The organism is Natrinema sp. CBA1119 (genome assembly GCF_002572525.1).
Taxonomy (GTDB): Archaea; Halobacteriota; Halobacteria; order Halobacteriales; family Natrialbaceae; genus Natrinema.
This window is the reverse complement of the sequence record NZ_PDBS01000001.1, coordinates 1,332,902-1,357,251: the sequence shown is the minus strand read 5'-3', so window position 1 is coordinate 1,357,251 and position 24,350 is coordinate 1,332,902. Positions and strand designations below refer to the sequence as shown.

At 58.4% G+C, this 24,350-nt stretch carries 29 protein-coding genes and 1 tRNA gene; 13 read left to right on the top strand and 17 right to left on the bottom strand.

Translation table 11 applies throughout. The features are described 5' to 3' along the window. Positions 1 to 235 precede the first annotated feature (235 nt). Positions 236 to 601, top strand: coding sequence for a VOC family protein (locus tag CP556_RS06655; protein WP_098724894.1), 366 nt, complete (start codon positions 236 to 238; stop codon positions 599 to 601). Between the two features lie 60 nt (positions 602 to 661). Here the strand turns inward: CP556_RS06655 and CP556_RS06650 are convergent, their stop codons facing one another. Both CP556_RS06650 and CP556_RS06645 read right to left on the bottom strand, forming a co-directional pair. Beyond that, a complete protein-coding gene (locus tag CP556_RS06650; RefSeq protein WP_098724893.1) occupies positions 662 to 1,075 on the bottom strand; it encodes an RNA-binding domain-containing protein in 414 nt (137 codons plus the stop codon). Next, positions 1,072 to 1,653 carry an AAA family ATPase gene (locus CP556_RS06645; RefSeq protein ID WP_098727309.1) on the bottom strand — a complete coding sequence of 194 codons (582 nt, stop codon included), beginning with the start codon at positions 1,651 to 1,653 and terminating at the stop codon, positions 1,072 to 1,074. Before CP556_RS06645 ends, CP556_RS06650 begins: the two co-directional genes overlap by 4 nt. 365 nt (positions 1,654 to 2,018) lie before the next feature. Between CP556_RS06645 and CP556_RS06640 the strand changes: the two genes are divergently transcribed. The 6 genes from CP556_RS06640 to CP556_RS06615 all read left to right on the top strand — a co-directional run bounded on the left by CP556_RS06640 (position 2,019) and on the right by CP556_RS06615 (position 5,922). Next, positions 2,019 to 2,411, top strand: coding sequence for a hypothetical protein (locus tag CP556_RS06640; RefSeq protein WP_176548142.1), 393 nt, complete (start codon positions 2,019 to 2,021; stop codon positions 2,409 to 2,411). Between the two features lie 176 nt (positions 2,412 to 2,587). Then, positions 2,588 to 2,662: transfer RNA gene (locus CP556_RS06635), tRNA-Arg, on the top strand. Between the two features lie 171 nt (positions 2,663 to 2,833). Continuing rightward, entirely contained in the window at positions 2,834 to 3,073 is a 240-nt protein-coding gene (locus CP556_RS06630; RefSeq protein ID WP_098724892.1) for a DUF7563 family protein, read from the top strand. 236 nt (positions 3,074 to 3,309) lie between these two features. After that, on the top strand, positions 3,310 to 3,831 hold the full coding sequence (locus CP556_RS06625) for a PD-(D/E)XK family putative nuclease (RefSeq protein ID WP_098724891.1): 522 nt from the start codon (positions 3,310 to 3,312) through the stop codon (positions 3,829 to 3,831). A 166-nt stretch (positions 3,832 to 3,997) separates the two neighbouring features. Then, the gene (locus tag CP556_RS06620) at positions 3,998 to 4,300 is read left to right on the top strand and encodes a hypothetical protein (RefSeq protein ID WP_098724890.1); all 303 of its coding nucleotides are present in this window, start codon (positions 3,998 to 4,000) and stop codon (positions 4,298 to 4,300) included. Positions 4,301 to 4,302: 2 nt separating this feature from the next. Beyond that, positions 4,303 to 5,922 (top strand): DUF7845 domain-containing protein, encoded by a 1,620-nt coding sequence (locus CP556_RS06615; RefSeq protein ID WP_098724889.1) that lies wholly within the window; start codon positions 4,303 to 4,305, stop codon positions 5,920 to 5,922. Between the two features lie 596 nt (positions 5,923 to 6,518). On the opposite strand, the gene CP556_RS25225 is transcribed toward CP556_RS06615, so the two are convergent. Together CP556_RS25225 and CP556_RS25220 are read right to left on the bottom strand one after the other, a co-directional pair. Further along, entirely contained in the window at positions 6,519 to 7,313 is a 795-nt protein-coding gene (locus CP556_RS25225) for a hypothetical protein (protein ID WP_141551644.1), read from the bottom strand. Positions 7,314 to 7,384: 71 nt separating this feature from the next. Then, on the bottom strand, positions 7,385 to 8,167 hold the full coding sequence (locus CP556_RS25220) for a hypothetical protein (protein ID WP_141551643.1): 783 nt from the start codon (positions 8,165 to 8,167) through the stop codon (positions 7,385 to 7,387). Between the two features lie 296 nt (positions 8,168 to 8,463). Between CP556_RS25220 and CP556_RS06605 the strand changes: the two genes are divergently transcribed. Further along, on the top strand, positions 8,464 to 8,745 hold the full coding sequence (locus CP556_RS06605) for a DUF7692 domain-containing protein (protein ID WP_098724887.1): 282 nt from the start codon (positions 8,464 to 8,466) through the stop codon (positions 8,743 to 8,745). A 351-nt stretch (positions 8,746 to 9,096) separates the two neighbouring features. Here CP556_RS06605 and CP556_RS06600 read toward each other — a convergent pair whose 3' ends face one another. From CP556_RS06600 to CP556_RS06560, 8 genes are all read right to left on the bottom strand, one after another. Further along, positions 9,097 to 9,480, bottom strand: coding sequence for a PD-(D/E)XK family putative nuclease (locus CP556_RS06600; RefSeq protein ID WP_098727308.1), 384 nt, complete (start codon positions 9,478 to 9,480; stop codon positions 9,097 to 9,099). A gap of 160 nt (positions 9,481 to 9,640) precedes the next feature. Beyond that, positions 9,641 to 10,807, bottom strand: a complete 1,167-nt coding sequence (locus tag CP556_RS06595; RefSeq protein ID WP_098724886.1) for a hypothetical protein — start codon at positions 10,805 to 10,807, stop codon at positions 9,641 to 9,643. Positions 10,808 to 11,000: 193 nt separating this feature from the next. Next, positions 11,001 to 11,318 (bottom strand): hypothetical protein, encoded by a 318-nt coding sequence (locus tag CP556_RS06585; RefSeq protein WP_098724884.1) that lies wholly within the window; start codon positions 11,316 to 11,318, stop codon positions 11,001 to 11,003. Next, positions 11,315 to 12,121 carry a hypothetical protein gene (locus tag CP556_RS06580; RefSeq protein ID WP_098724883.1) on the bottom strand — a complete coding sequence of 269 codons (807 nt, stop codon included), beginning with the start codon at positions 12,119 to 12,121 and terminating at the stop codon, positions 11,315 to 11,317. The genes CP556_RS06585 and CP556_RS06580 overlap by 4 nt, the downstream gene beginning before the upstream one ends. Continuing rightward, on the bottom strand, positions 12,118 to 12,684 hold the full coding sequence (locus tag CP556_RS06575) for a DUF8063 family protein (RefSeq protein ID WP_098724882.1): 567 nt from the start codon (positions 12,682 to 12,684) through the stop codon (positions 12,118 to 12,120). The genes CP556_RS06580 and CP556_RS06575 overlap by 4 nt, the downstream gene beginning before the upstream one ends. A 2-nt stretch (positions 12,685 to 12,686) precedes the next feature. Continuing rightward, positions 12,687 to 14,339, bottom strand: a complete 1,653-nt coding sequence (locus tag CP556_RS06570; protein ID WP_098724881.1) for an Env/VP5 family phage fusion protein — start codon at positions 14,337 to 14,339, stop codon at positions 12,687 to 12,689. 132 nt (positions 14,340 to 14,471) lie between these two features. After that, positions 14,472 to 15,011, bottom strand: coding sequence for a hypothetical protein (locus CP556_RS06565; RefSeq protein WP_098724880.1), 540 nt, complete (start codon positions 15,009 to 15,011; stop codon positions 14,472 to 14,474). Positions 15,012 to 15,027: 16 nt separating this feature from the next. After that, the gene (locus tag CP556_RS06560) at positions 15,028 to 15,462 is read right to left on the bottom strand and encodes a DUF8023 family protein (protein ID WP_098724879.1); all 435 of its coding nucleotides are present in this window, start codon (positions 15,460 to 15,462) and stop codon (positions 15,028 to 15,030) included. A gap of 120 nt (positions 15,463 to 15,582) precedes the next feature. Between CP556_RS06560 and CP556_RS06555 the strand changes: the two genes are divergently transcribed. Beyond that, positions 15,583 to 15,768, top strand: a complete 186-nt coding sequence (locus CP556_RS06555; RefSeq protein WP_098724878.1) for a DUF8053 family protein — start codon at positions 15,583 to 15,585, stop codon at positions 15,766 to 15,768. Between the two features lie 344 nt (positions 15,769 to 16,112). Here CP556_RS06555 and CP556_RS06550 read toward each other — a convergent pair whose 3' ends face one another. Further along, a complete protein-coding gene (locus tag CP556_RS06550) occupies positions 16,113 to 16,502 on the bottom strand; it encodes a type IV pilin domain-containing protein (RefSeq protein WP_098724877.1) in 390 nt (129 codons plus the stop codon). Positions 16,503 to 17,068: 566 nt separating this feature from the next. Then, positions 17,069 to 17,446, bottom strand: coding sequence for a type IV pilin N-terminal domain-containing protein (locus CP556_RS06545; protein ID WP_098724876.1), 378 nt, complete (start codon positions 17,444 to 17,446; stop codon positions 17,069 to 17,071). A 325-nt stretch (positions 17,447 to 17,771) separates the two neighbouring features. Here CP556_RS06545 and CP556_RS06540 point away from each other — a divergent pair, with 325 nt between their 5' ends. Further along, positions 17,772 to 18,566: a hypothetical protein gene (locus tag CP556_RS06540; protein ID WP_098724875.1), complete on the top strand. Its 795-nt coding sequence runs from the start codon at positions 17,772 to 17,774 to the stop codon at positions 18,564 to 18,566. Between the two features lie 9 nt (positions 18,567 to 18,575). Here the strand turns inward: CP556_RS06540 and CP556_RS06535 are convergent, their stop codons facing one another. Further along, positions 18,576 to 18,809 carry a helix-turn-helix domain-containing protein gene (locus CP556_RS06535; protein ID WP_098724874.1) on the bottom strand — a complete coding sequence of 78 codons (234 nt, stop codon included), beginning with the start codon at positions 18,807 to 18,809 and terminating at the stop codon, positions 18,576 to 18,578. Positions 18,810 to 19,452: 643 nt separating this feature from the next. On the opposite strand from CP556_RS06535, the gene CP556_RS06530 reads away from it, so the two are divergent. Next, positions 19,453 to 20,505, top strand: coding sequence for a tyrosine-type recombinase/integrase (locus CP556_RS06530; protein ID WP_098724873.1), 1,053 nt, complete (start codon positions 19,453 to 19,455; stop codon positions 20,503 to 20,505). A 452-nt stretch (positions 20,506 to 20,957) separates the two neighbouring features. On the opposite strand, the gene CP556_RS06525 is transcribed toward CP556_RS06530, so the two are convergent. After that, positions 20,958 to 21,224 (bottom strand): HalOD1 output domain-containing protein, encoded by a 267-nt coding sequence (locus CP556_RS06525; RefSeq protein WP_255291417.1) that lies wholly within the window; start codon positions 21,222 to 21,224, stop codon positions 20,958 to 20,960. 818 nt (positions 21,225 to 22,042) lie between these two features. Here CP556_RS06525 and CP556_RS06520 point away from each other — a divergent pair. Further along, positions 22,043 to 22,372: a hypothetical protein gene (locus CP556_RS06520; RefSeq protein WP_098724871.1), complete on the top strand. Its 330-nt coding sequence runs from the start codon at positions 22,043 to 22,045 to the stop codon at positions 22,370 to 22,372. A gap of 447 nt (positions 22,373 to 22,819) precedes the next feature. Continuing rightward, on the top strand, positions 22,820 to 23,998 hold the full coding sequence (locus CP556_RS06515; RefSeq protein ID WP_098724870.1) for a C45 family autoproteolytic acyltransferase/hydrolase: 1,179 nt from the start codon (positions 22,820 to 22,822) through the stop codon (positions 23,996 to 23,998). Positions 23,999 to 24,171: 173 nt separating this feature from the next. Here CP556_RS06515 and CP556_RS27535 read toward each other — a convergent pair whose 3' ends face one another. Further along, positions 24,172 to 24,348, bottom strand: coding sequence for a DUF7511 domain-containing protein (locus CP556_RS27535; RefSeq protein ID WP_486187771.1), 177 nt, complete (start codon positions 24,346 to 24,348; stop codon positions 24,172 to 24,174). Between the last annotated feature and the right edge of the window lie 2 nt (positions 24,349 to 24,350).

The following is a 24,350-nucleotide window of genomic DNA, read 5'->3' as shown; positions in this document are numbered from 1 at the left end:
TGCCGCCGGCGGAAGCTCGTCGATCAGAACGACCGCGTCCCCCTCGAAAACTGTTGTACCATGCATCTGACAGTCATACGCTGTCTGCCAGTATCAGTTGTTGGGAGGCCGGCGTTCCTGCGGAGGAGCAGTGTGTAGCGGGCGAGTTGATTCGATCGAACGCGATACTGGTTGGGATAGCAACTATTACCGTCGTCACTAGCGGCTTACGTCTGTCTGTCTATGCATAGTAAGCATGATCGAACTAGAATTTATTACATTCGCTTGTACGAATCCGGATCGATTGGCGTCGTTCTGGGAACGGGCTCTCGACAGCGAGCGTCGCGACTTTCCGTCGTCGCTCGAACCGGACGTCGTCGATCGGCCCGGTGAGGGGCCGGACCCCCTGTTCAAACCCCAGCCGAAGGGAACCGAGCGAGACCTGCCGATCCACCTCGACCTGTCGACCAAGGATCGGGAGGCGTCCGTCGATCGACTCCGCGAGTTGGGTGCGTCCGTCCGTGAGACGAAGATCGAGGAACACGAGACGCACACGGCCGTCTGGACGATACTGGAAGATCCAGCGGGCAACGGCTTCTGTGTCAGCGAGTACGACCGGTGAGGCGAGCGACTCGAGACGACCAGTATAGGGGGATCGATGGGCCGGCGAAACCGACCCGATTCAGGTGTCGACCGGCCGCCCGTCTTCCGTCGGCGGCGCGATGTGGTCGACGTACTCCTCGAGGCTCGGCTCTTCGACACGGACCCGAACGCTGATCTCGCCGAGTTCGTCGGGTTTGCCGACCGAGAAGTTGACGTAGTCCTCGAACGCCGCCTGCTTTTTCAGCGCGAAGGTAAACGCGTCGCCCTCGCGGTTGGCGAAGAACTCGCCGCGGGCGGTGTCGAGGATCTCCTGACGGTGCAACTGTTCCGAGAAGTGATCGAGCTCGTGGGCCTCGCCCCTGACCTCGCCGAACTCCTCCTCGAGGTCTGCCGTGGGAAAGATGTTCGCGACGGCGTCGATCACGCGACTCGTAACCTCGGTGTCGTATATCGGTGCCGTAATCTCGACGTCGACGCGGTAGATCTCGCTCATGGGTCGGCTTCGGCCTCGGCACGTTTCTCGTCGTCGGTTCCCCGGACGATCGACCGGATCCGGTCGTGGAACGCCTCGAGCGAGTCGGTGTTCTCGACGACCACGTCCGCGCGCTCCATCGCATCGTCCATCCCGAAGCCGCGCTCGCGTTCGTCGCGGGCGGCTAGCCCCTCGCCGCCGTCGGCCTTGCTCGCGTCCCGACCGCGCTCGTCGATTCGCTTGGCTCGCAGCTCGAAGGGGGCTTCGATACTGACCAGCGTGAACGCGTCGTCGAACTCCGCTTCGAAGACGTCGACCTCGGTGCCTGAGCGGATGCCGTCGACCAGCACCGTCTCGTGGGCCTCGAGGCGATCCTCGATCATCGGCAGCGATCGTTCGGCGATGGCCGCCGGGCCGTTTTCCTCGCGCAGCGCCTGCGCGACCGTGCCGTGGTCCGTCGCGGGGTCGAGCCCGCGGTCGGCCGTCTCCTGGCGGACGACGTCGCCCATCGTGACTACCGGGATTCCGTCCTCGCGTGCGACGGTCGCGGCCTCGCCCTTGCCGCTCCCGGGGAGTCCGACCGTTCCGATGACGTGCATCGAGACTACGTACCGGCGAGACGTGCATAAACGCTGTGTTCGCCGTTCGGTCCGGACCGCAGCGTCGCCCTCGGCGCTCGGGCCGTCCATCGGTTCGCTGCAACGGTTTTAGGATCGCCATTTGCCGCGTTGCATTCCGGCTCGGCCGCCCCTCGAGCCGGGCCGAACTCGGTATTTAGGCTCGCTCGAGTCGGCGCGGCTTATGCGCCTGCTATCGATGCGTTCGCTCGCATCGAACCGGCGCGTTCGGCGGTCGTATTTCGCTCAACCGTTCCAATTCGAGGCAATTCGATCAAACCCTGACTGATCGCTGAAACGGAGAGACCCCGTTATGTGGCAGTCCGTTGCGGAGACGGGTGCGTATCATGACAGACAAGATCATCTCCAGGCGTCGATTCACGGCCGGAGCCAGCGCCGGACTGGTCGCTGCAGTCGCGGGTTGTTCGGACGACGGCGAATCCAGCGAGGACTCGCCGGACGACGAGTCGGACGGAACGGACGGTTCCGGAGACCCCGGCACCGGCGATGGCGGCAACGAGTCCGACGACGGTGGGCTCGGTAACGAGTCGGATGACGGCGGACTCGGCAACGAATCCAACGAATCCGATACCGAATCCGATACCGAATCCGATGACAGCGAAGTGGGGAACGAATCCGACGACGAGACGAGTGATGACACGGAGAACGCGTCCACCAACGAGTCCGACGGCACCGACACCGAGAACTCGAGCGACGACGATACGGAGGTCGAGTTCTGACGCCGGCCGGTGCTAACGCGGGTACTCACGAGGACGCACCTCTTTTTCGCGCGACGTACCGGTCACCGTCGGGTACCGCGTTCGAACTTCGTTCGCCTGTTCGATAGCGCAGTGAGCGGTCGACTGCGACGAGAATCCCAACCGCTTATGCCGTTCCGTCGTGGATTCGGACTCGAGGGCACGTAGCTCAGTCCGGAAAGAGCGTCGGACTTCTAATCCGACGGTCGTGGGTTCAAATCCCATCGTGCCCGTACGAAAACTGTCGTTTTAGACCTTCTACCGAACGGTAGGAGTGAAGCCCGCTACGGTTCAGAATCGCGGGATTCTCGAAACGAGACTCGTCCTGAGAATCCGAACTTCGTTCAGCAGTTGAACATCCCCCTCTGCCCGCCTGCGTTTTTCGTTGTCGGGCAGTCTGTGAGGTGGTCGGCATGACGGTCGCTCCCTGGCCGTCGGTCGACAACTCGACGTGCAAGCACTGCGGAGCCCACGTCACCGACCACTTCTCGCGAGTTTTCGGTGACAACCGCAACCGAGCCCACCGCTGTGGCGACTGCGATACGTACGCACGACTGAGCCGCGGCTCCGCCGCTGGCGTCGACGTGTCGATTCCGGACCCGGAAACGTCGCCCGGCCGTCACGGGGGTGAGACCGATGTGTAGCTGGTTCGTTCCGGCGAATCGGCTGTACGATATCGAGAGTCGGACACCCATAGCCCATCCAGCCCACCAAGCGACTGACGCGGACGTTCGGCGGGCGCTCGAGAACCGAGGTGAGTCAGCGTGAATCGCCTCGTCGAATCAGACGAGTGCGAGCGTTGTGGTGATCGTATCGATGCGCTTCGCCGTCTCTGTCCGGACTGTACGCGTGCCGTTCGCGACGCGCGGGAGGGGCCACTATGAGTTCTCGAGCATCGGAACTCGAGAGTTCGAAGGCCAGCGGCGACGCACTCGAGGCCGAGATCGTCCAGGTCGTCGACGCGCTCGAGTACGTGAGCGATCACACCGCCACCTGGCACGACGCGCAGACGACGGCCGTCCTTGAGGCGAGTCGGTCGCTGCCGTTCTACGGAATCGTTCTCGTTGAGCCGGGCGTTCCGGTCGAGATCAAAGGCTGCCAGATCGAAACGAGCAACGGATCGAATTCGACTCGCGGGCGGTTCTACGTCAAGCGAGCCGCCCACGAGCAACTACTCGAAGCGGCTGGGATGTACCTGTTCGTCGTCTACATTCCGCGGCCGGGGTTGCCCCAGGTCGCCCGGGCGATCGTGCCGGCGACGCTCGTCGACGAGCTGCTGGCCGACCGGTGGTACGAGGTCGGCGGCTCGCGCTCGGAACAGGAGGTCGCGAAACTGGCGTGGTCGCACGTGATCGATCCCGCGGGCGTCGATCCGTCGGTAACCGTGGAGGGATCACGATGAGCCGTGCAGATGATCTCGATGTCCGCGACGGACGAGCCGTTATCCGTGATATTGGCGGCAACTACCAGCGTGCCGACCGAATCCGAGACTGTCGTTTTTGTCGTAATCGGCTCTATACGATCGCTGACGGTGTACGCCACGACTGCTTCAGCGGAGGCGATTCGGCGTGAGTGTCGACGCCGATCGGGATGACCGTAACCTCGAGGCCGAACTGGCGAGCTCGGCGGCCGGTCGGTTCGGCATCCCCGTCGACGCGATTTGCGTGGGCTGTGGGCGGACGCGCGTCAAGCGCGCAACCCTCGAGGAGATGGACCGGTCTCCGCAGGCCGATCCGATCGCCCTCGAGGCGAGCGACTGCACGTCGTTCAAGCACGTCTGCTACGGCTGTCAGAGTGCGACGTGGTGGAACCCCGTCGCCGTACTCACTGGCTTGCTCGAGAGCGAGCAAGAGCGCGAGCGAGGTGAGTAGCAGTGTCGCAAGTCGAAACGACGCCGCACGAGATCGAGGGCCGGTGGAAGTGGCCCGATTGGGGTCGTGGGCCCTACGACGCGCTGTCGTCGGTGATGCTCGGCGAGCCCTTCGAGGGCTACCTCGAGATCGACACGGAGATCGACGGCGAGCCCTGGCACCTGGAGGTTCGGTACAGCAAGTCGGGATTCGCGCCACGACTGTCCGACGGGATCAACGCCGAACGGCTCTACGAATGGGATATTGTGGGCCGTGGGCGCGGTGAGCGGAAGGCATCGTACAACATCGGTCCGCGGTTCCCGAACATGCGCCATTGGGAGAGCGGCGAGAAGTTGCAACTCCCGTGGGAGAATCAGGTCGGCGAGGTCGACGGTGTTGACGTCGAGTTTCACACGAGCAACATCGAACCCGACCGTGGCCTCGAGCTGCTGCCGGAGTTCTTCGGAGCGGTATTCGATCACGCCGGCGAGCGGATTCATTCCGATTACTTTCGAGCCGAGCCGCACGAAGCGAGCCGAATGTGGGCGTATGAGCGGTACGTTCGAATCCGACGCGAGTGGGCGGAAAAGCTCTCGTCGGCCGGTGTGCTGCAGAAGGTCGCGCACTACCTGTCCGACCTCAAGGGCGTGAAAGCCGAACTCCATATCAACAACAAGGAGGCGATCAACCACCAGAACCGGCTGATTTTGGATCCGTCATCGGCTGCCGAACTGCTGCCGGGGCACACCTACGGCCGAAAGTTCGAGATCTACCAGCTGAAGGACCCGGACGCGGTTTCGAAGAATCACCCGTCCTACCACCCGAAAGTGGAGGTGCTGGTAAACAAATCGATGAACGACAACGAGGCATGGGCATGGGCCGATCGCCACGCGGTCACCGAGCAGATCGAGGAAACGCTGCTGAATGCACTCCACTGGGAAGACATCCCGCTCGGTCCCGACGGAAACGGCGTGTACATCGCCGACGATCACTTCGATGCGGTGGCTCGAGACAAGCCGGTCGAACTGTATGAGGATCCGACGCCGCGCCTCGAGGCGAAGTCTGACCACCTGTTGATGACGACGCTGCGGGACATGGGCGAGACTGCGCGCGATGTCACCGAGTCGGTCGCGACGGACGGCGGCTCGACGATCGACGGCCTGGCCGACGAGCTGGGGAAGCATCCCGCCACGATCTACCGAGCCATCAACGACCTCGGCGAAGTCCTCGAGCTCGACCAGGGCGACGTGTCGTTCCGCGCTCGAAAGTACCGCGAGGAACTACGAGCTCTCGTCGAGTCGGCCGAGTACGCGATCGAGAGCTATGCCGATCGGATGCAGCACATCATGGGCTTGGCCGATCATGTCGCCGAGTCCTCTCCGTTTCAGGAGTGGCTCGCGAAGAACGGGGCCGACCTCGAGTTCGACGAGAACGGCAAGCCGCGTCGAATGCGGATCGATACGATTCTCTCCCGGTTGAAGGCCGACAGCTTCGAGGATCTCGCCACGATCGCGAGTGAAGCCCTCGAGAAGTGGTCGAAGTCGGGCAACGATCCGACAGCGCTCCGCGGCATCGAGCTGACCTGGAAGACTCCGGGCGGCGGCACTGAAACAGGATTTGTCGGCGCTGTCGCCGACCGCTGAACCGGCTTGGATAGTGGCAACACTACCCCTTCGTTTCGTTTGCGCAACCACACTTTCATTAGCGGCTGATTTTCACAAACTGAGTTGTGTTCGGTCGGGGTAGCCGCGGCGATCGCCGCGACCGCGCCGCAACGCCTGCGGGGTCGTTTCGCGCTTCGCGCGAAAGCCCCCTTGGCGGGTGTCCCCAAGGGGACAGTGCCAAAAAATTACAGCGCCCCACCTCGCTTTCGCACGCAGAACTGCAGTTGAAGCACATGAAACAGGGGTTGGTGACGTATTGGAAACTGATCGCTTTCGCTAGTAAACTCAGTACTGTCTCTCCATTCTACGTTCCTACCTCTTCTTCCACACAGTGTGATCGCTTCTGATTCAGCATGATACTCAGTTCTGCAGCTTCCTCATTCTCATAACCTCGTGTCTTGCTACTGATGACAAAGACTAAGTTTGCAAGTCTCTAAGCCAGACTCAGGTTGAAGACAATGGGACAGCTAGCTCGGCAGTTAATGAGGTCAGATGAAAAGGAGAACTATGATGCCTATGTTGCTATGGGAGAAGTCCAGCTGGACGAAGATCGCTCTCAAGACTAATTATCTTCATTATAGCTGTTCTATTACCTGATCTAGCCTTTCGTAATCTGGCGAGTGGTGGCTAAAGTCAGAAATATCGTAGAAGCGGTCAACGAAGTATCGATGCCATAAGAAGTACAGTTCATCCTTGCTCCAGAGGTTATCAAACCGAACATCAATAATGTATTTCCGGATTAATTTTGATTTGAAGATTGTTTTCTTATATTGATCATCACTCCAACTGAATTTCTCAATACCGTTCAACGGTAGAAGAGTGTTGAGGGTAGCCATTGCTGTTCTATGATTAGCATCAGGAAAAAAATGCAACCCGATAATTGCCCTTACCCAGTGTGCGCATTGCTGCGTCAGCGGTTCTCTCTTTGGGAATTCACCCATAACGCGATCGAGGTCCCCGTTCCGAACTACTGATATCCTGTGTTTAACCTGGTGATACGAAAGTACATCTCCATGATCATACCTGTGATCTGGGTTATTGAAATACTCTCTATTTCGCCACTTAATGTCCTCTGGATCTAATTCAGTAAAGTCGGTAATCCGATCAACCTCCGGATCAGGAAAGCTCTCACGGAACTCATCTAACCTATCGTCAGAAGTCACATATTCTTCGCCTCTGCCAGAGAGGTTATAGAGATCATGAGTAATCTCTATTATCAAATTTTCGCGGGTCAATTGCTGACAGCGGAGACGAACAACATTCTCTCGAAACCTATCTTTGCTTATATCTTTAGGGGTAGATGGCGAGCTTTTCTTGAGATATGTAAGAATATGTCTATCGATATCTTCAATAGACCGTTTAGTACGCATTTGTGTAATAGCTAGTACAGTGTAGATGACGTTAAATGTAGGGTAGAAGCGCAGCACCCTGCTATCTGGTCCTAATTATTCAGTGATCGGATGAAATCTTCGGTATCATTAATAAGACGTCTAACAGCCTCTTTTTCGGGCTCTTCTGCATGAGCACAAGTCTCACGAATGCTAGCTAGTGCTCTAAGGTCATTCCATATTGTCTTATCAATAACACCAGCATCCTTTAGTGTTTGAGCAAGTCGAGAAATCCCGTGAGTGGGGTCATAATTATCTACTTCATTTGAATTTTCACACATAGTCAATAGATGTCGTTCTAAGGCAACTGCTGCAACGACACCACTAGCCCGAATAAAATCATTGTTAAATAATTGGCGCGCTTGTTGAATTTCGTCTCGGGTTAACCTACTCGAAATCTGCTCACGTGCGCGGAATTTTTCGCTTTTCACTTTTGCAGGAAGCGCTTTCACAAGATTTCTCTGTTGATCAAACAAATCAATAGCTTTGTCAAATACATCTTTACTCCCTATCTTTGCATCAACCCTCAGAGAGATGATTTCTTTGAAGCCATCATACTTAGAATCGAAATCATTCAATCTCTGAGGTAAATAATCATCTACCAGAGGCCTAGCAGCTGTATGCCAGATTTCGTACTTTTCCCTTGCTTCTCTTTGAGCCTTTTTTGTATCCCCTTGTGGCGTTTGCCAAGAAAATAGCTGGTGACCAAGGGTGTTCTTGCCCGCTGGATAATTTTTCACACCATCAAAGAATATTGTGAGATGATGTTCAATATCTTCGGCTCTTTCCTCTAATTCCTCAATGTGAATCTCCAATTCATCATTTCCTATAGACATTTGTTACTATCTCATATAAAATCCAGATATGATTATTCTATCGGTAGAAGTGGCATATGGGGATGTAACCATATTTCGAGTAGATGTATTTCCTCCCCCCTGGAGTTGCACGTCGCGAAGAACGATTTCCTCGATATGAACACGAACCGAGTACCGGTTGTGTTCATATTCGGCCCATCGCCCATGAGAACGTACCGGTGACCGCAACGATCACGGCGGTCCCGAACCCCTCTTTATAAACTGAGACCGTTTGAGTGAACCGAAAAAACTAGGATAGGCGGGTTGTGTTCACGGCCATGTCTCACAACGAGACTCCCGGATCGGTGCGTGTCCGGACCGACGACGGTAACGAATGGCGCTTCGATGCCATCCAGAAAGCTTCCCGCTTCTACGACTGCAACCGATCGAACGCGATCGCGTTCGCGTGCAACGATGTGGACGCGCTGGTCTCCGCAGCTCGGCGCGTCCTCGAGCGCGACGACCTCACACTCGAGCAGCGCCGGGAGATCGCCGAGACGCTCTCGACTCGGGCGGTGACGTTCGAAGTCGATACAGATATCGCTGTTACTACTGATTGAGTTTTCGTCTCGAGAAGCGCCGGCCAGGGGCCAGCGCCGGAGCCCCCACCCCCCATAGGTGGTGTGTCAAGTGGGTGGGTTTGAGATCGAGTTTGACAATTTGGCTATTGACTTCACGGTGAACCGATCTCAGGTGCGGCGAGGTTCCGTCTGTCTCGCAGTCGGATAAATTCAGTCAGGCAGCGACCGAATCTTCTCCCCCGCCATTTGCAACTTTGAATCTCGTAGATATAGTCTTGTTGATTATCTTATACCAACCGAAACAATCAATAGTGATATCCAAAAACAACTTAGCGCCTCCGTGGATCCTCTCCCCCGCCCATTCGGAGGCATTCCCCACCTACCGTTTTGTCAAAAAATGGTATTGATCGCGATTTTCGCTTGCTCGGTCCCGCGGTGATCGCCGCCACCGTGCCATCGGAGTAGCGGGAGATCGCTCGAGCGGACCATCTTATCACAGAGAATCGTACAGCCTGACCGCCCATGTGGCCGGTAGACGGCGAAGCAGTACCAGCCGTCGTGACGCCGGAGTTTCTCGTGGTATTCTCGGTAGACCTTCCAGTTACCGGGCTGGCCGTCGGAATGCTCGTGCATCGTGGACTTAATCTCGACCGGCGTTCCATTCCCGAATCTCGCGTCGTGCCAGCTGGCCCGCTCGAGATCGAAGCGTCTCTTCTCAGCCATCCGTTTCTCGACGGCGGTCCCGAAGTGGTTCGCCCGTTTCGACCGATTCACGCGGACCACGCGCGTCGCGCGCCGATATATATACTCCTCCGCTGGCCTCGAGCCGTGCGCCCATCGCTCGCTTCGCTCCCGGTCGGGAGCGAGCGTGGTGGGCTATGGGCTACTCTAAATGGGGGACGGTTACGCTTTACAGCTTGACACCCCGACGCAGTCATGCGATCACCTGTTCGACTGTGGAAACCCATTCCGCCTTTTCGCCGCCCTCGTCGATATCGTCCCACCAATTTGAGACGGTAGCGTGACTGTACGGCACGAATTCGGCGGTTGCACGTGACGACATTCCCTGTCGACGGCAGATTTCCATCGTCCAGGCAGCGACTCGTTTCACGTCTTTCTCGGCGATCGCCTCGTCTTTCTCGTCGCCTCCAGGCGCGGACCAACTCCAGTCGGCCTCGTCGTTCGTGTTGAACGACCAGTCAGTCGGCGGAATGCCCTCGAGCGGGCGCGGATCCACGTCGACGAGGCTCCCGTTCGAGACTCGATCGGCGACGACCGCGGACTTCTGCGAGGTCTTTTTGATGATCGTGCCGACGCGCCAGAGCATCGGATGAATCGAACTCTCGTCGTGGCCGATATAGATGAGCGCGCCGCCGTACTTGCGGATCTTGAACACGAGCGGTCCCATCAGTTTTCGCACCTTGTGACCGTCTTCGCCGGTTCCGCTGGCATTCGTCGAGAACTCGTCGCCGATGAATAGCTTCGGCTGCTGCGGGTTCTCGACCGGATCACCGTCTTGACTGACCCACTCCTCGAGCAGCGGATAGTTCGGAATCCAGCCGTCTTCTACCGAGCCATCGTCGCGGACCCATCGGTTCGTCCGCTCGAGCGTGCGGATGTTCGAACCGACGAGAAGATTCCCGTCGACCCACCGCTCACGGAGCTGGCCCAACAGCCCAGAGAAATCGGTCTTCCCGTCTCCCATCTCGCCGAGTAGGACGATTACCGGTGCGGGTCCGGCGACGATCTCCTGCAGGCGCGTGACGGCCTTGATTCCGGCGAGGTCGGCCTCCTGAGACGGATCGCCGATGTAGTGCTTCAGTGTGAGCGTGTCGCCGTTCTCGAGCGCCTGACGGGCCGTTTCGCTTCCTTCGGCCTGCAGGATCTTCCGATTCTTGCCGACTGCCATGTAGTCCTTCGCGGGCTTCGTCTGCCAGCGTTCCGTGTCGTGATGAATCGCTCGCATCGCTAGCTGCCGGTCCACCTGTTCGTCGCGAACGAACCCCGAATGCCGAAGGACTTCTTCGGGGTCGCGCTCGAGGTTCCCGTCCTGATACTCGCGAAAGCCACCGACTGTGTAGTTGTCTTGCTCGTCGCTCATCAGTCAGTCCACCTCCATCGACTCGGTTCGTGACCAATGAGCAGCGGCGTCGACTCTGTTTTCCGCTGCTTCAGTAGTGCCGTCCTGAGCCCGGTGTTTGTCCGGCCTGTCCCGGCAGTGTCCGATTCATCGAAAACGAACAATGCAGGCGGATCTATCGTCTGATTCCGTATCTTCCCGTCATGGATGTATCTCATTGGTTCGTTCCTCCGTCGGAAACTGCGTTCTGTGCGTCATCCTCCGTTTCCTCGCTCGGCTCAGTCCAAAGCCGAGAGTAGCTGTACCAGCCGGCCAGAACCGGCGCAGTGACCGTCACGGCGAAGAATATCCGCGGAACCGGCAGATAGACCGCTCGCTCGAGCGTCTCTCCGTGAGAGGTCTCCCGCACGTTGGTCGGTACGTCCAGGGCCTCGGCCGGGAGCATAAACAGTCCCGCCCACAAGCCCACGACGATACCGACAGCCAGTGCCCACGCAACAATCGCCTTCTCTCGGTCGGTGAATCCCTTCATGATTCATGTCCTCCATCGGTAGCTGCAGCCTGTTCTGTGGCCGATTCCTCTGCTCTGACAGGCGTTCTCGGTCCGTGTCCCTCAGTGTACTCGTCGACGTACTGCCCCACGTCTTGAATCTCGTCATCGTCCGACGCAGCGGCGTCCTCCTTGGCCGATTCGAACCGATCTTTGACGGCCGTCCGCGGGTTCATTAATCCGCGCTCGTCGGCCTCGGCCTCCTCGTTGATCACGTCGCCCTGGATCTGCAGTCCCATCTTGCTGATTCGCCCGCGTAGCTGGTTCAGCTCAAGAAACGCCTCGACGAGATCACCGTGGATGTCCTCGAGCATGGTCTTCGTCGTGACGAGTTTCGAGTCGGCCATCTGCGACATGTAGCAGCCTCGAACGACCAACTTGCCAATATCCTCGTGATACGTGAACTCGCGGACTTCGAAGGCATCGCCGTCGTTGCAGACGTGCGGCGACGGCCCCTCGACGGTCTTCTGGCTCCACAACTCCGGCTCGACGTAGTATTTCTTTCTCACGTCATCGACGCCATTGATGTGGTAGACCGTCGTCATTCGCCGGTCGCGGAGCTTCCGGGCCCCCGTGACGAATATGGCTATCAGCGGCGGTCCTAACAGGATCAGCGCCGCGAACCACCCGAAGAATATCGGCGGGATACCCGGCACTGACGGCCGAATCCAGAGGATCGCAACGCCGAGCGAGAACAGCACTGCGAACACGAGCAGCTGCGCCTCGGCGACGACGTAGGTAAGTCGGTCCTTCCAGTTCCCGAAGGTGCCGCTCGTGTCGCTCATGCCTCGACCACCCCGGATTCCTCGGAGCGGACGACGTACCAGGCACCGAGCGCCGCGCAGCCGACAGAGATGAGAACGCCCGAGAACAGCCCCGTCTCACCGCCGAAGTGACGGAACGGGTTGGCCTGAACCGTCCCGGTCGAGACGATCGCGCCGCCGCCCGCGTCGAGCGACTTCTGGGTGGCGATCGCGACGGCCGCGCCCTTCTCGCCCTGTCGCGGCGAAACCATGAACGTGACCGTCTGCGTTCCCTCGTCTAACTCCCGCTCGCCGTAGTTGAAGCTCTTTGCGCCTTCCTCGAAGGCCCCCGATTCGGTGATACTGATCGTGGTCGGCTCGTCGGCCTCGATCTCGAGTGAGAACCGGCCGGGCTCGTAACTCCAATCCACGACTCGCGTCTCGTTGTCGATGATCCGAACGCGGTCCCCGTCGGCCTCTGCGACCTGCTCGCCGCTCGACTGGTTCGCCGCGGTCTCGTTACTCTGCGCGACGGCTGGCCCAACGCCCATGCCCATCGCGAGCGCCAGCGCTACGACCGTAGCAACAATTAAAAAACGCCGCATGGTCAGTTGTTCCCCAGACCCGGGATAGCGTCGGTAACGATGCCGAACACAGCGAGGATGACGACACCGATGATGCCGAGTCCGAGCAACCCGCCGCCGCCGCCCTCGAGCCAGTCCCCGCCGCCGAAGATCGGGCCGGGGCCGTCGCCGTCACCGCCGCTCGAGTCGTCTGCGGTGATCTGAGCCCGTTGTTCGCTCGCATCCTCGAGCGCGGCGACGAACTCGCTCGCGTTGTACTCGTCATACGTCGGATCACTCCAATCAGTCTGATTGACGGCGTTTCCGTCCCCGTCGTATATCTCTGTGATTGTGAAGTTCCCTCGGTAGAAGGTCGCCTCAGATGACCCGCCGTCGTACAGCATCGACATGGTCCCGTTGAAGTTGCTGACGTTGTACTCAGTCCCCTTCTCGAAGCCTCCATCCGGCGTTTCTGAGGAGAACAGAAGCCCCTCATACGTCTCGTTCACGTTGTTATAGTCGTAGGTCACCGAACCGTCATCAGAGGCGTTACGGGCCTTCTCGGTAGCGCCCTCGAAGTCAACAACCATTGTCGAATCGAGATCGCCACTCGCGAGGTTGAGCGTAGACCGGAGCGCGAGATTAAAGCGGTCCTCAGTCACGCCCGAACCGTCGTCACCGGACATATAGCGAACCATTCCCTCTGCTCCGCGCACGTCATTCGGGTCCAGTTCGCCGGAGTCCATCGACGCGTACAGGTCCTCAGCGACACCGTCGCCGTAGTTGCTCTGGACCGTGTCCGCCTGCTCTCGTAGCTCATAGAGACGATCCGCGACTAACCGAAAGTCGTAGACCGTCTCCGGGGGCAGGCTGGCCGCAGGCGCGTTCATGACGCCAACACCGCCGTTCCAACTTGCACCGTTCATATTCCCGCTTTTCTCGAACTTCCAGCGGTCCTGCTCAGGATTGTACTGCTCGTACTTGTTCTCGAGAGTGGGGATATCGGCGGTTGTCGAATACGACACATCAAGGGTTTGATGGTCGTAGGTCGTGCCGTTCGAGAGCGTCCATTGTTCGGTCGCCATTCCGTCGGCTCCGTAGCTTTGCACGTCGCCTGAGAACGGCCAGACGTGGACGAAGTTGTTATCAATCTCACTCGTATTATCAGACACGTTCATCAGGTACCAGAGACGCGCTGAATGCTGTGCCTGAATCTCGAGAAGGCTCTTTTCGTGAGTTGAGTAGTAGTCATTTATGGCCGCTTGTCCGGCGGCCTGTGCAGCTGTTGCCGACTCGTTGTTCTCATAGGCGTCGGCGATCGCGTTGCGCGCCTCGAGCGAGGCGAGCGTTCCGGTGTCTTGTAGGTAGTTCTGATAGACCGTATCATGAGACTCCCAGCTCTCATAGACCGACTGCCCCGAAACGTGCAGGTCTGTTTCGATCTGATCCGCCGATTGACTCTCATCGACAGACCCGAAGACCATTTCCGCCGCGTGGCAGGACCTCGGGAAAGCGAATTTCGCCGCCGCTCCGCAGTCCTCGCGGACGTCGAGACTCGAGGTCGTCCCCGCCGTCGTCGTAGTCGTCGCCGAGGCCGTCCCCGCCGCCGCGATCGGCGCGACCATCGAGCCGACGAGCAGGATCGCGAGCAGGAACGTAAACGCTCGCTGTGCCAGCCGTGGGCTTTGGGCCGACATCAGACGCCCCCCGCGATCGCCAGCGCGAGCACGACCACCGACGCGCTAGCTGTCAGAATGTACGCGAGCATCACCGATCTATTCCACACCGCCGTACCGTCGAAAATGTTGGAAGTCATGAATCGAACCTCGCTAATCCCGAATCACGTAGACGGCCGCGCCGATCACGGCGAGTCCGACCACGGCGAGCCCGGCGAGCATCCCGCCGCCGAGATCACCGCCGCCGCCGGACGGGAAGACGCCGCCGAGGAACCCGGAACTGTCCTCGATGCTCGCGCTGTCGATCGCCGAGGCGTTCCCGGTGACGACCACTCGGTACTCGCTGTCGAGTTCAAGGCCAGAGTCAGACTGGTTGTATTCGACCGCGCTCGTATTGCTCGCGTTCGCGGCGATCGTGTCCTCGAGCGCGACCGTCGCGTTCGCCGAGTCGTTCGCGTACTCTGTCTCGTTGTAGAACGTGACGGTGGCCGACGTGTTCGCCGGGTCGTCTATCGTCTCGTTCCACTCGAGCGAGACGGTGATGGGCTCGGTTTCGTTCGTAAGTTCGACCGTTTCGTTGGTCGAGTAGTCCGCGGTCTGTGCGCCGCCGATCGCCGCGAGCCCGACAGTCGCGACCACCGCGACTAACAGCACGAACCCGAGACGCTGCACCGTCGAAAATTGCTCACTCATGTACTGTACCTCCGGTTTACTTGTAGGCGATCAGGTAGAACCCGGCACCGTTCAGAAACACCATGAACCAGCCGAGCGGCCACATCGAAGCGACAGCGTGCGAGACGGCCGGGACGAGCGCCGAGAGGATGTTCAGGATGAACATCAGCAGGAGCGTGACCGTCTCCATGTCGGTGTAGTCCTCGATGGTCGTCTGGCCGTTCGTGACCCACGCCACGATCACGGTGATCATCGAGACGAGGAAGCCGTAGGTAACCTCCGTCCCCTGCGAACTGTACAGGACGCCGTCGAAACCGGTGTTGAACGGTGCCCCGAGGCTGAACGTTCCGACTGCTGCAACGGAGATCGTTGCAAGAACGAACAGCGGCGCGAGCACGCTGTCGATTAGGTCTATGCCGTCTTCACGCCGTACCGCGCCTGGTACTGCGTTTGATGGTAGGCTAAGTGCCATACGCTCGGTCCGCAACCCCTCTCTTCGAAATACTTCGGAATACCGGAGGGTTCCGGCGGTGATCCCTTGGTATTCCAGATAGTCACCAAGTTTTATCAGAGGGCGGGTTGCCCGCCGGATATGGCGCTAAACAAACTTCGCCAGTTAGACCGAGACTCGGTCGGGATTACGCTCCCGAAAGACGACATGCGCGTCGAGGGCCTTCTCGACGAGAACGGCGAGATCGACGGCGATTATCACATCCACATCCGTCACATCGACGACGGCCAGTGGTCGCTCGAGCTCGTCGAGGGGATCGACGCGTGACCGAGACCGCTGGAACCCGGTTCCAGATTCGACTCCATGAGATCACACGCAGATGTGTTGGGACGCCTCGATGTATGCACCTTGCCGTGGGCTGAGGGCCGCGAAGGTGCATAGAATCAGAACGAATTTGGTCAGCCATCGCCGTGATCTCGTTACCTTTCATCTCGCAGTCATAGAGCCCGAATCGGTCATTCTCCTACGAGCGACGCAAATCGGCACCCATGCATATACTCGTTTAAACTATGACTCGTAGAACTAGCCTCAAACTAATAAAGAACTCCTACCGTTCGTATCTCCGACAGCCAGTCAGCAAAAGGCGGTCTGTAATGACCGCAGGAATTTATTTAGCTTCCAAGGTTCGACTGGATGGTCGTATTACCATCTCCGCCCGATGCGACGACGCTACTACCTGGATGGCAAACAATAGTTCCTCCGACTTCGGATGTGGCGTTCCAATCAGGAGTGCTACCTCCATTATTACACCCAATACTTTCCACGTTATCTCCACCTTGCGTATACGTCACGTCGTAATTCCCATTGTCATTCTCCTCAACATTCACGCCAGCATTGGTTGGTGCACTCTGACTTTGCCCCATATCTAGTACAAACGCTGCGATCACGGCTGCGAGGATCACAGTTATGGCCACCATCAGTATGACCCCTATGACCGGTGACACTGCACGTTCATCGTCCGATCCAATCAACATTCTCCGTACCGATTTCCCATCTATCATTGTTCATCCACATCGGATGTGAACGGTGAGAAAGTCTTTGTCTCCCTTTCGAAGAGGAGAACTGCGGACCAAGTGGAATGGAATCAATCTTGTGTCCCTGATTTCTCAAGCCGCCTTACCGATGCTAACGGAGACTGGTCACCGGATCCATATATATTCACCTGATAGTCAAGGAATCTCATGAATTGGTGAACATCACAATTGATAAGCAGTGTCTGACGGAACCCTTACAGCGTCAGCTTGAAGCGCCGCTTTCAGGTGATTTGCTGAAATCGAAACCCTGTCCAAAGGAGTACTTCGGACAGGACTAAGACGGTGTCCAAAATCTGATGTGTTGGTAGTGGTGGGATGTGGTTTATCGACACTACCACCACTATGGTCGGCTTGAGGCAGAGTATGACCACCTAAAGTTCATTACATCCAATTCCTTCCATAAATATACTTGGACGGCTCAATCGAACAAAAATATCACTGACCGTTGTTCGAACCCAATTACTACAGCGAAAACAGCTACATGTCTGACTGTCAATGAAAAATACGGTCCAAATTGGCTGCTAAGCCTCTATTTAGCTTCCAAGGTTCGACTGGATAGTCGTATTACCCTCGTCACCGGATGCAACGACACTGCTGCCCTCTGCACAAATGATAGTGTCACCGATCTCGGATGTGGTATTCCAATCACTACCATTCGTACATCCAATCTGATTCACGTTGCTGCCTTCTTGGGTATACGTCACGTCGTAAGTGCTGTTACTATTGTTCTCAACATTGACACCCGCATTCGAAGGTGCGCTCTGACTTTGCCCCATATCCAGCACGAACGCCGCAATAACAGCGGCAAGAATCACAGTTATGGCCACCATCAGTATGACCCCTATGACAGGTGACACTGCGCGCTGTTCATCGTCGCCAACTAATTTGTTGCTGTAGTCTTTCAAATCCATGATTTGCTAACGCACCGACGATTGAACGGTGAGAAGGCTTATCCGCCCCCTCGTAGAATCGAAGGTGCGGATAGGGGAATGGAATCAACCCTCGTGTCTCCGTTTTCTCGAGCCGCCGTCGTCCGATGCTAATAGCTACGACTCTATCAGCATCATATATATTCACCTGATAGTAAAGAAATAACACTAATTAGACGGTTTCAATTCTGATAAGCAGCGTCTGACAGAAGCCTTACAAAGGGTCCTTGAATCGCCGCTATCTGGCGATTAGCTAATCACTCGCAAAACCGGTACGGATTTGCCGACCCGGTCACTGGATACATCCATGTCGAGCGACGGACCGATTCTCGGTGAGAAAGAAATCGCGCGCACCTACAACACGCCCTCTTATGCCGACCCATTCGACGCCGTCGAAGACTACCGACGCGTACTCGACTACGCGAGTCGCCACCCGAACAAGGGTTCGAGTGCAATCTCGACAGCGCTCGAACTTCCGCGGGGGCGCATCCGTCCGTGGCTCGACGGGGGCGCTCCCGACGCGGCCCGAGCGATCGAAACCGCCCACGACTACGGCTGGCTCGAGGCTGGCTACGACGACCCCGAGTTCACTGCGCTCAATACGCTCGTCGCGAACATCTTTTCGGGTGGTTCGATCGCCGAGCAGTTCTACCAGCCGAGCTTTGCGATCAACCACCGCGGCGAGGAGAGCCACGTCTTCGACGCCCTCGAGCTGGCTGGTGTCGAGTACACGGTCGTCGACGATCGCGACGGCCGGGCAGACGAAGCCCGCCCCACTGACGACGGGACGGTCCTCGGTCGCGTGCTCGCAGTACTCGGCGCTCCAGTCGGCCCGAAAGCCGACCAGGAACTCTCACTCCCGCCATATCTCAGCGACGCGCCCGCGAGCGTTCGCGAACAGTTTGTCTATGCCTATCTCGAGAATCGGGCCACCGAACACGCGGGGAAAGCAACGCTCACGCTTCGAGAGGATCGAAATCGGGAATATCTCGAGGGACTGGCTGATTTGATCGACGACGTGGCCGGCGGCGGGGTTCGGTTCTCGGAACAAGATATCGTCGTCTCGGCGGATGCGGCGCGGAGTCTGGGGACGGTTCGATAGATTGTAGGGCTATTTTTCCAATTCTTCGGCCTCAAGTTCTCCCTCGAGATACGCACGGCCGCGGTCGGTGATCCGGTACAGCCCCTCGTCGACGCGATCGACGAGCCCGGCATCGCGAAGCTTCCCGAGTCGCGTACTCAGATAGTGCCGCGAATAGTCGATATTCGCCTCAAGAACGCGAGGAGACAGGATCAGATCGGTGTCCGCGAGGGTCTCGAGGATGCGGTCATCGGCTTGCGTCATCCACGATACCCTCGGTCTTCGCATACAGTCACGTCCCATACTGGCATTTTATCAATACTGATTGGAGTTACTGGCAGTAACATTTGATTCACCACAGATTAACGAACGGTCGGTTAAATATAAGTGAGTGGGATGTTTCGGTGGCGCTAACGGAAGCTAGACGGACCCGCCGCTGCCCGGTCGGGTCCTCGTCAGAAACGCGGACCCGGTGTTAGGGGCACCGGCCCGCCTGGCCTCCGTATCATCGGTACGGAAGCATGTATTTGCGCAACGCTCCGGGGGATAAAGCCCCCGATAGACCGCATCGATCGGCCCACGGCCCACAGCCCACGGCCGCCTCGAGTTCCGATATCGGAACTATCGGAATCATGGAGAACCGCCGCTCAACACTCTCGAGCGCGAGTCAGTCACCGAAAGCGACTGTTATCGGAAATAACGGAAACCGCACTCCGACGACTAAGAGAGTCGGGTACTGTCGTACTAATCAGCCGACGGACGGCAGCCGCGTGCGCCCCCTGGACCAACAAGCGGCGCACGCGGTTCGTCCGCGGTCCCACAACTGTGAGACCATGACGAAACTGGAACGCTACCACGGTAAGAGTACCGGATACTGTAATAACAGCGATACGCTCGAGGTGGCTCGATGAATCAGGACCTCGAGCCGATTGCCCCTCACGAGGCGATCGAGATGTATCACGATGCGATGCGTGACGAACACGCAGTATCGACGCGAAAGAGCGCAAAACACCGGCTACGGGCGTTCGTACAGTTCTGTGATGAATACGAACTCGAGAATCTGAACGAACTCACCGGCCGAGATATCTACAAGTACCGAACGTGGCGTCGCGAAGGGAAGGGCGACGATCGAGAATCAATCAAACTGGTCACACTCAAAGGCCAGCTCGCGACGTTACGGCGGTTCCTCCGATTCGCGGCTAACATCGATGCCGTGGACCCGGAGCTGTACGAGCAGGTCACGCTGCCGACGATGAAGAACGGCGAAGACGTGTCGGATTCGACGCTGAACCCTGACCGGGCGATATCGATCCTCGAGTACCTCGAGCGCGCACATCCGGCTTCGCGGAATCACCTCATCGTGATGCTCCTGTGGCGGACCGGTGCGCGAACGGGTGCCGTTCGCGGACTCGACCTTCGAGATCTCGACTTGGACGGATCGCATCCCCGCATGTCGGGTCCGGCGATTCACTACGTACACCGACCCGAGACGGGGACTCCCTTGAAGAATCAGGATCAGGGGACCCGATGGAACCGAATTAGCGAGAAAACGGCTCGCTACATCGAGGATTACATTGAGTACCATCGCCACGATATTACGGACGACCACGGCCGTGAACCCCTACTCACGACGGAGTACGGGCGTCCGGCGGGGAACACGTTGCGGAAGACGCTGTACCGCGTCACGCGGCCTTGCTGGCGCGGTGAACCGTGCCCGCATGACCGAGATGTCGACGAGTGCGATGCAACCCATCTCGATCACGCGAGTAAGTGTCCCTCGTCTCGATCGCCGCACGACCTTCGCAGCGGTCGCGTAACCTACTATCGACGAGAGGATGTCCCTCGTCGGGTCGTCAAGGATCAACTCAACGCGAGCGAGGACATCCTCGATCGGCACTACGACCGCCGTTCTGACCGCGAACAGGCCGAACAGCGCAGCAACCACCTTCCAGACCTATGAAATCCATGAACGCTCAAAAGACGGTCTCTGACCCCGGAATCACCGATACCCATCGTGCCCGTTATCTGCGAACAACGTGAGCAGTAACGGCACCGGGGATTTGAACTAGACGGCGGCGAGCGGAGCGAGCCGACGGCGTAGTTCATACTCCCATCGTGCCCGCGTTCGACCACGACACATTCGCGAGCGAGAGCACTCGTTAAGATCGAACCCGGCTCGAGAAAAATGGGATCTGCCTCGAGTTTGACGAACACGGCGAGCCTCGGCGGATGCGGATCGATACGATTAACTGTCACGTCAGGTCCTCAAGCGCGATGACCGCACGCTCGAGCAGCGCCGAGAGACCGCCGAGACGCTTTCGACTCGAGCAGTGGCTTTCGAGGTCACTACTGAGACCGTTGTTGAAATGGACTCGTAAGAGATCGAATCTCAGTCCCGTGTATCAGAGCGGGTCACACTGCGGTTTTATCGGGATCGAGGGCCGCTACGCGGTTCTCGAGAGCTACGTCGCCTGTACTATCGACTGTCACCGTGTAGCCGTTGTAGACGAATTCGACTCGAGACGGACTCCTGTCGGAGTCGCTTGCGTCATAGAGTGAGTCGAGTGCGTCCGTGTTAATCGCGTAGTGGATCGGTGGGGTGAGCTCTTCCGGTTGGACTCCTTCACGTTCGGCGACTTTGTCCACGATCTTCAGACTGAGTGATTGAGTCGGTTGCACAATCTCCGATGTCAGGAACTACCACATAAAACCGGATGTTCCTCTAATGACGTGCGTCAGACATCGGCCTATGAACGGTTTCATGATTGATTCTGAATTGGAGGGAAATAAGTGATTACGGAGGCAGAGACTCACTTATTCAGAAGATAGTATCAATCGGGATTTCCGCTTGCTCGGTCTCACGGTGATCACCGTCACCGTGCCACCGGAGCAGTGGTATATCGCTCGAGCGGACTATTTTGCCACGTAGGATTGTGCAGCCAGAGCATCCATGTGCCCCTATAGTACCAACTGAAACGATTTACACACCGATCGCACAGTCCGCGGTTCTCGCTCGCGGTGCTCGCTCACGGCTCGCTTCGCTCGCCGTTCGCATCCCCGCGGTTCTCGCTCACTCCGTTCGCTCCGAACCGCGCTCGCTCCGAACCGCGCTACTGTCGTGCGATCATGTGCATTGACTTGCAGTGGCTACTATAGACGTTGAAATAGTACCAGCCGTCGTGACGCCGTAGTTTCTCGTCGCCGATATACTCTTCCGCTGGCCTCGAGCCGAGCCCCCACCGCTCGCTTCGATCGGTTCGGGGAACCTGTCGCTCGGATCGTGGGTGCGGATCGGTTTGCCTCACTGGCGTTGATCCGCTCGAGCGACCGTGTCGGTTATCCGGTCGCCGGGCGACGGCGAACGCACCGAGACGACTCGATCGATGAGGGGGCTCTCGAGAGAAAACTCTGTATCTAACAGGTAGAGCGTAAATCGTGAAATATGAAACGAACGAATACGATTCTCGCATTTCGATCAAGAGAATTTCGATGACACGGTGCTAACGGCGGAGAACGGAACGGTCTCCATGCAAATCGGTAACGTCGAAGAGCCAGAAGTAGACGATACGTTTAGCGAGATGCCGTACGTCATCAATATGCCCGGAGAGGTGCCGGACTCAAACGCGCTGACGGTCGATGGAAACACTGCCACGTGGCACCTCCACGAAGAGAGACCGAACGTTTTGTCCGTAGAGTCCGAGACTGGGTCCGACACGGCGTCCGACTCTGACTCCAGCGATGATGACGGTATCCCTGGATTCGGAGTCGGTGCCTCCGTCGTCGGATTACTCATTGCCGTGCTGGCGCTCGGATACCGACACGACTGAACTGCTCTGTCCCGGTTCAATCGTCGTTTGACGAGGGATGTGGAGCGAAATCGAGACGGAGATCGAGACCGTTCGTGACTCTCAGCAGACACTCGAGAACGACGATCGACCGAAGGGGGGAACACGTCTTCACTCAGTTTTGTTTAAAAATTGACTTGTTCCGGTACACTAATGTCGGCCACTAACGTTATATAGAACGTCGGCAGAGCCAATCGCTGGCATCACAGGGGATACGGGGGACGCACCGATCATCGCGACGCACGCACGACGATCGCTATCCCGCTGCCGACACGTGTACACCCTTTCGAATCCCGAAACTTTCCCGGTAGCCCTCGCTGTCGCCCGCGCTCGGTTGCCGCCGCTCGAGCCGACAATCTCCGCTCCCACCTGTACCTGGGCCTCCCGTTCAGGCCCACGATACAACCCGCTGGATCACCTTCCGACGGTATGGACGACACCGACCTCGAGCCGGTCGCGTTCACCGGCCCGGACGCGCCGTCCGAACCGGACACGTTCGCCGACCAGGCTCGCCGGCGCGCCGACACTGAACGCGAGGCCGTCGAGTGGGCTGTCGCCAAACTCGAGTCCCTGATCGACGCTCGGGAGGTCGACCTCGAGCCGCTGCTCGAGTACGCGCGTCGCAGTCGGGAGAGCATGCCCGACCGACACGTGCGGTCCTACGAGGCGATGGTCGAGACGCTCGACGTCGATCCCGAGATCTACGAGGTCTACGCCTTCGCGTACAGCGACCTCTGTGACGAACTGGCCGCCGAGCCGGCCGCCGACCCCTCGCGCGGCTGTACGAACGCGCTCGTGTCGCCGTCGCGGACCGGACGAGACGGCTCACTCGTGCTCAAGAACCGCGATATCGCCGGCCGGGGTGCCCGCCCCAAATCGGTCGTCGAACAGCCGTCGATCGACGGCTACCACGGCTTTCTGACCGTCGACACCTGCGGGACGGTCATGCTCTACAAGGGCGTGAACGATCGGGGGGTGGTCGCCGCGAACACCTACATCGACGCGAACCGGGACGATATCGAGCCCGAGGCGCAGTTCCGCAACGGCACCGTTGTCCGGCGCGTGCTCGAGGAATGTGCAACCGTCGCGGACGCTCACGAACTCCTCGAGTCGATCCCGACGCGGCAACTGATGGCCCAGACGCTGTTTCTGGCGGACGGAACCGACGCCGTCTTACTCGAGGTGAACCCGATCGAAGAGCGGATCGCGGTCGCCGACGACGGGGCCGTCGCCCGGACGAATCACTTCGTGCTGTCGCGCTCAGCATCGACCGAGAGCTCTCGCCGCCGCCGGGAGCGAGCGACGGCGCTGCTCGAGGCGGGAGGCGACGAGATCGACCGCGACTACCTCTGGGCGGTCGCGGCGGATCACGAGCACGGGCCGGGAAACGAGTCGATCTGTCGGCATCCCGAACCCGAGACGGACGACCACGCGTTCGGGCAGTTGACGACCGCGAGCGCGGCCGTCTTCGAGGGTGGCTCGCCGACGGTGGAACTCGCGATGGGCAACCCCTGTGAGACCGACCCGGCTCGGTGTTCGTTCGGCGACGAGGTTTCGATGGCGCTTCGGACGGGAGCGCGATGGCTCAAGCGGCTTCGATCCCAGTAGATATAGTAGCCACTGAACGTCATTGCACACCTGATCGCACGAGTACGTTACGATCAGCGTGTACATCGTTTCAGTGGCTACTAGAGGAATACGAGTTCGGCGTTCGGAAGAGTACCGAAAACCGAGTCCGTCAGTGAGAGATCGTTCGCTTCCGGCCACGTACTGGTCGCTCGTTATCGCATCTCCGCGACACAGGTATAGTCAGCCTCCTCTGCACGAACCCATATCGTTTCGAGTTGTTCGTCGGTCGCATCCGCGGGATAGAGAACGCACACGTCGGCCGAATTTACGTTTTCAGCCACGACGGCAGTCACTTCTATCGGACCCAATTTCTCGAATCTCGAGTTCATGT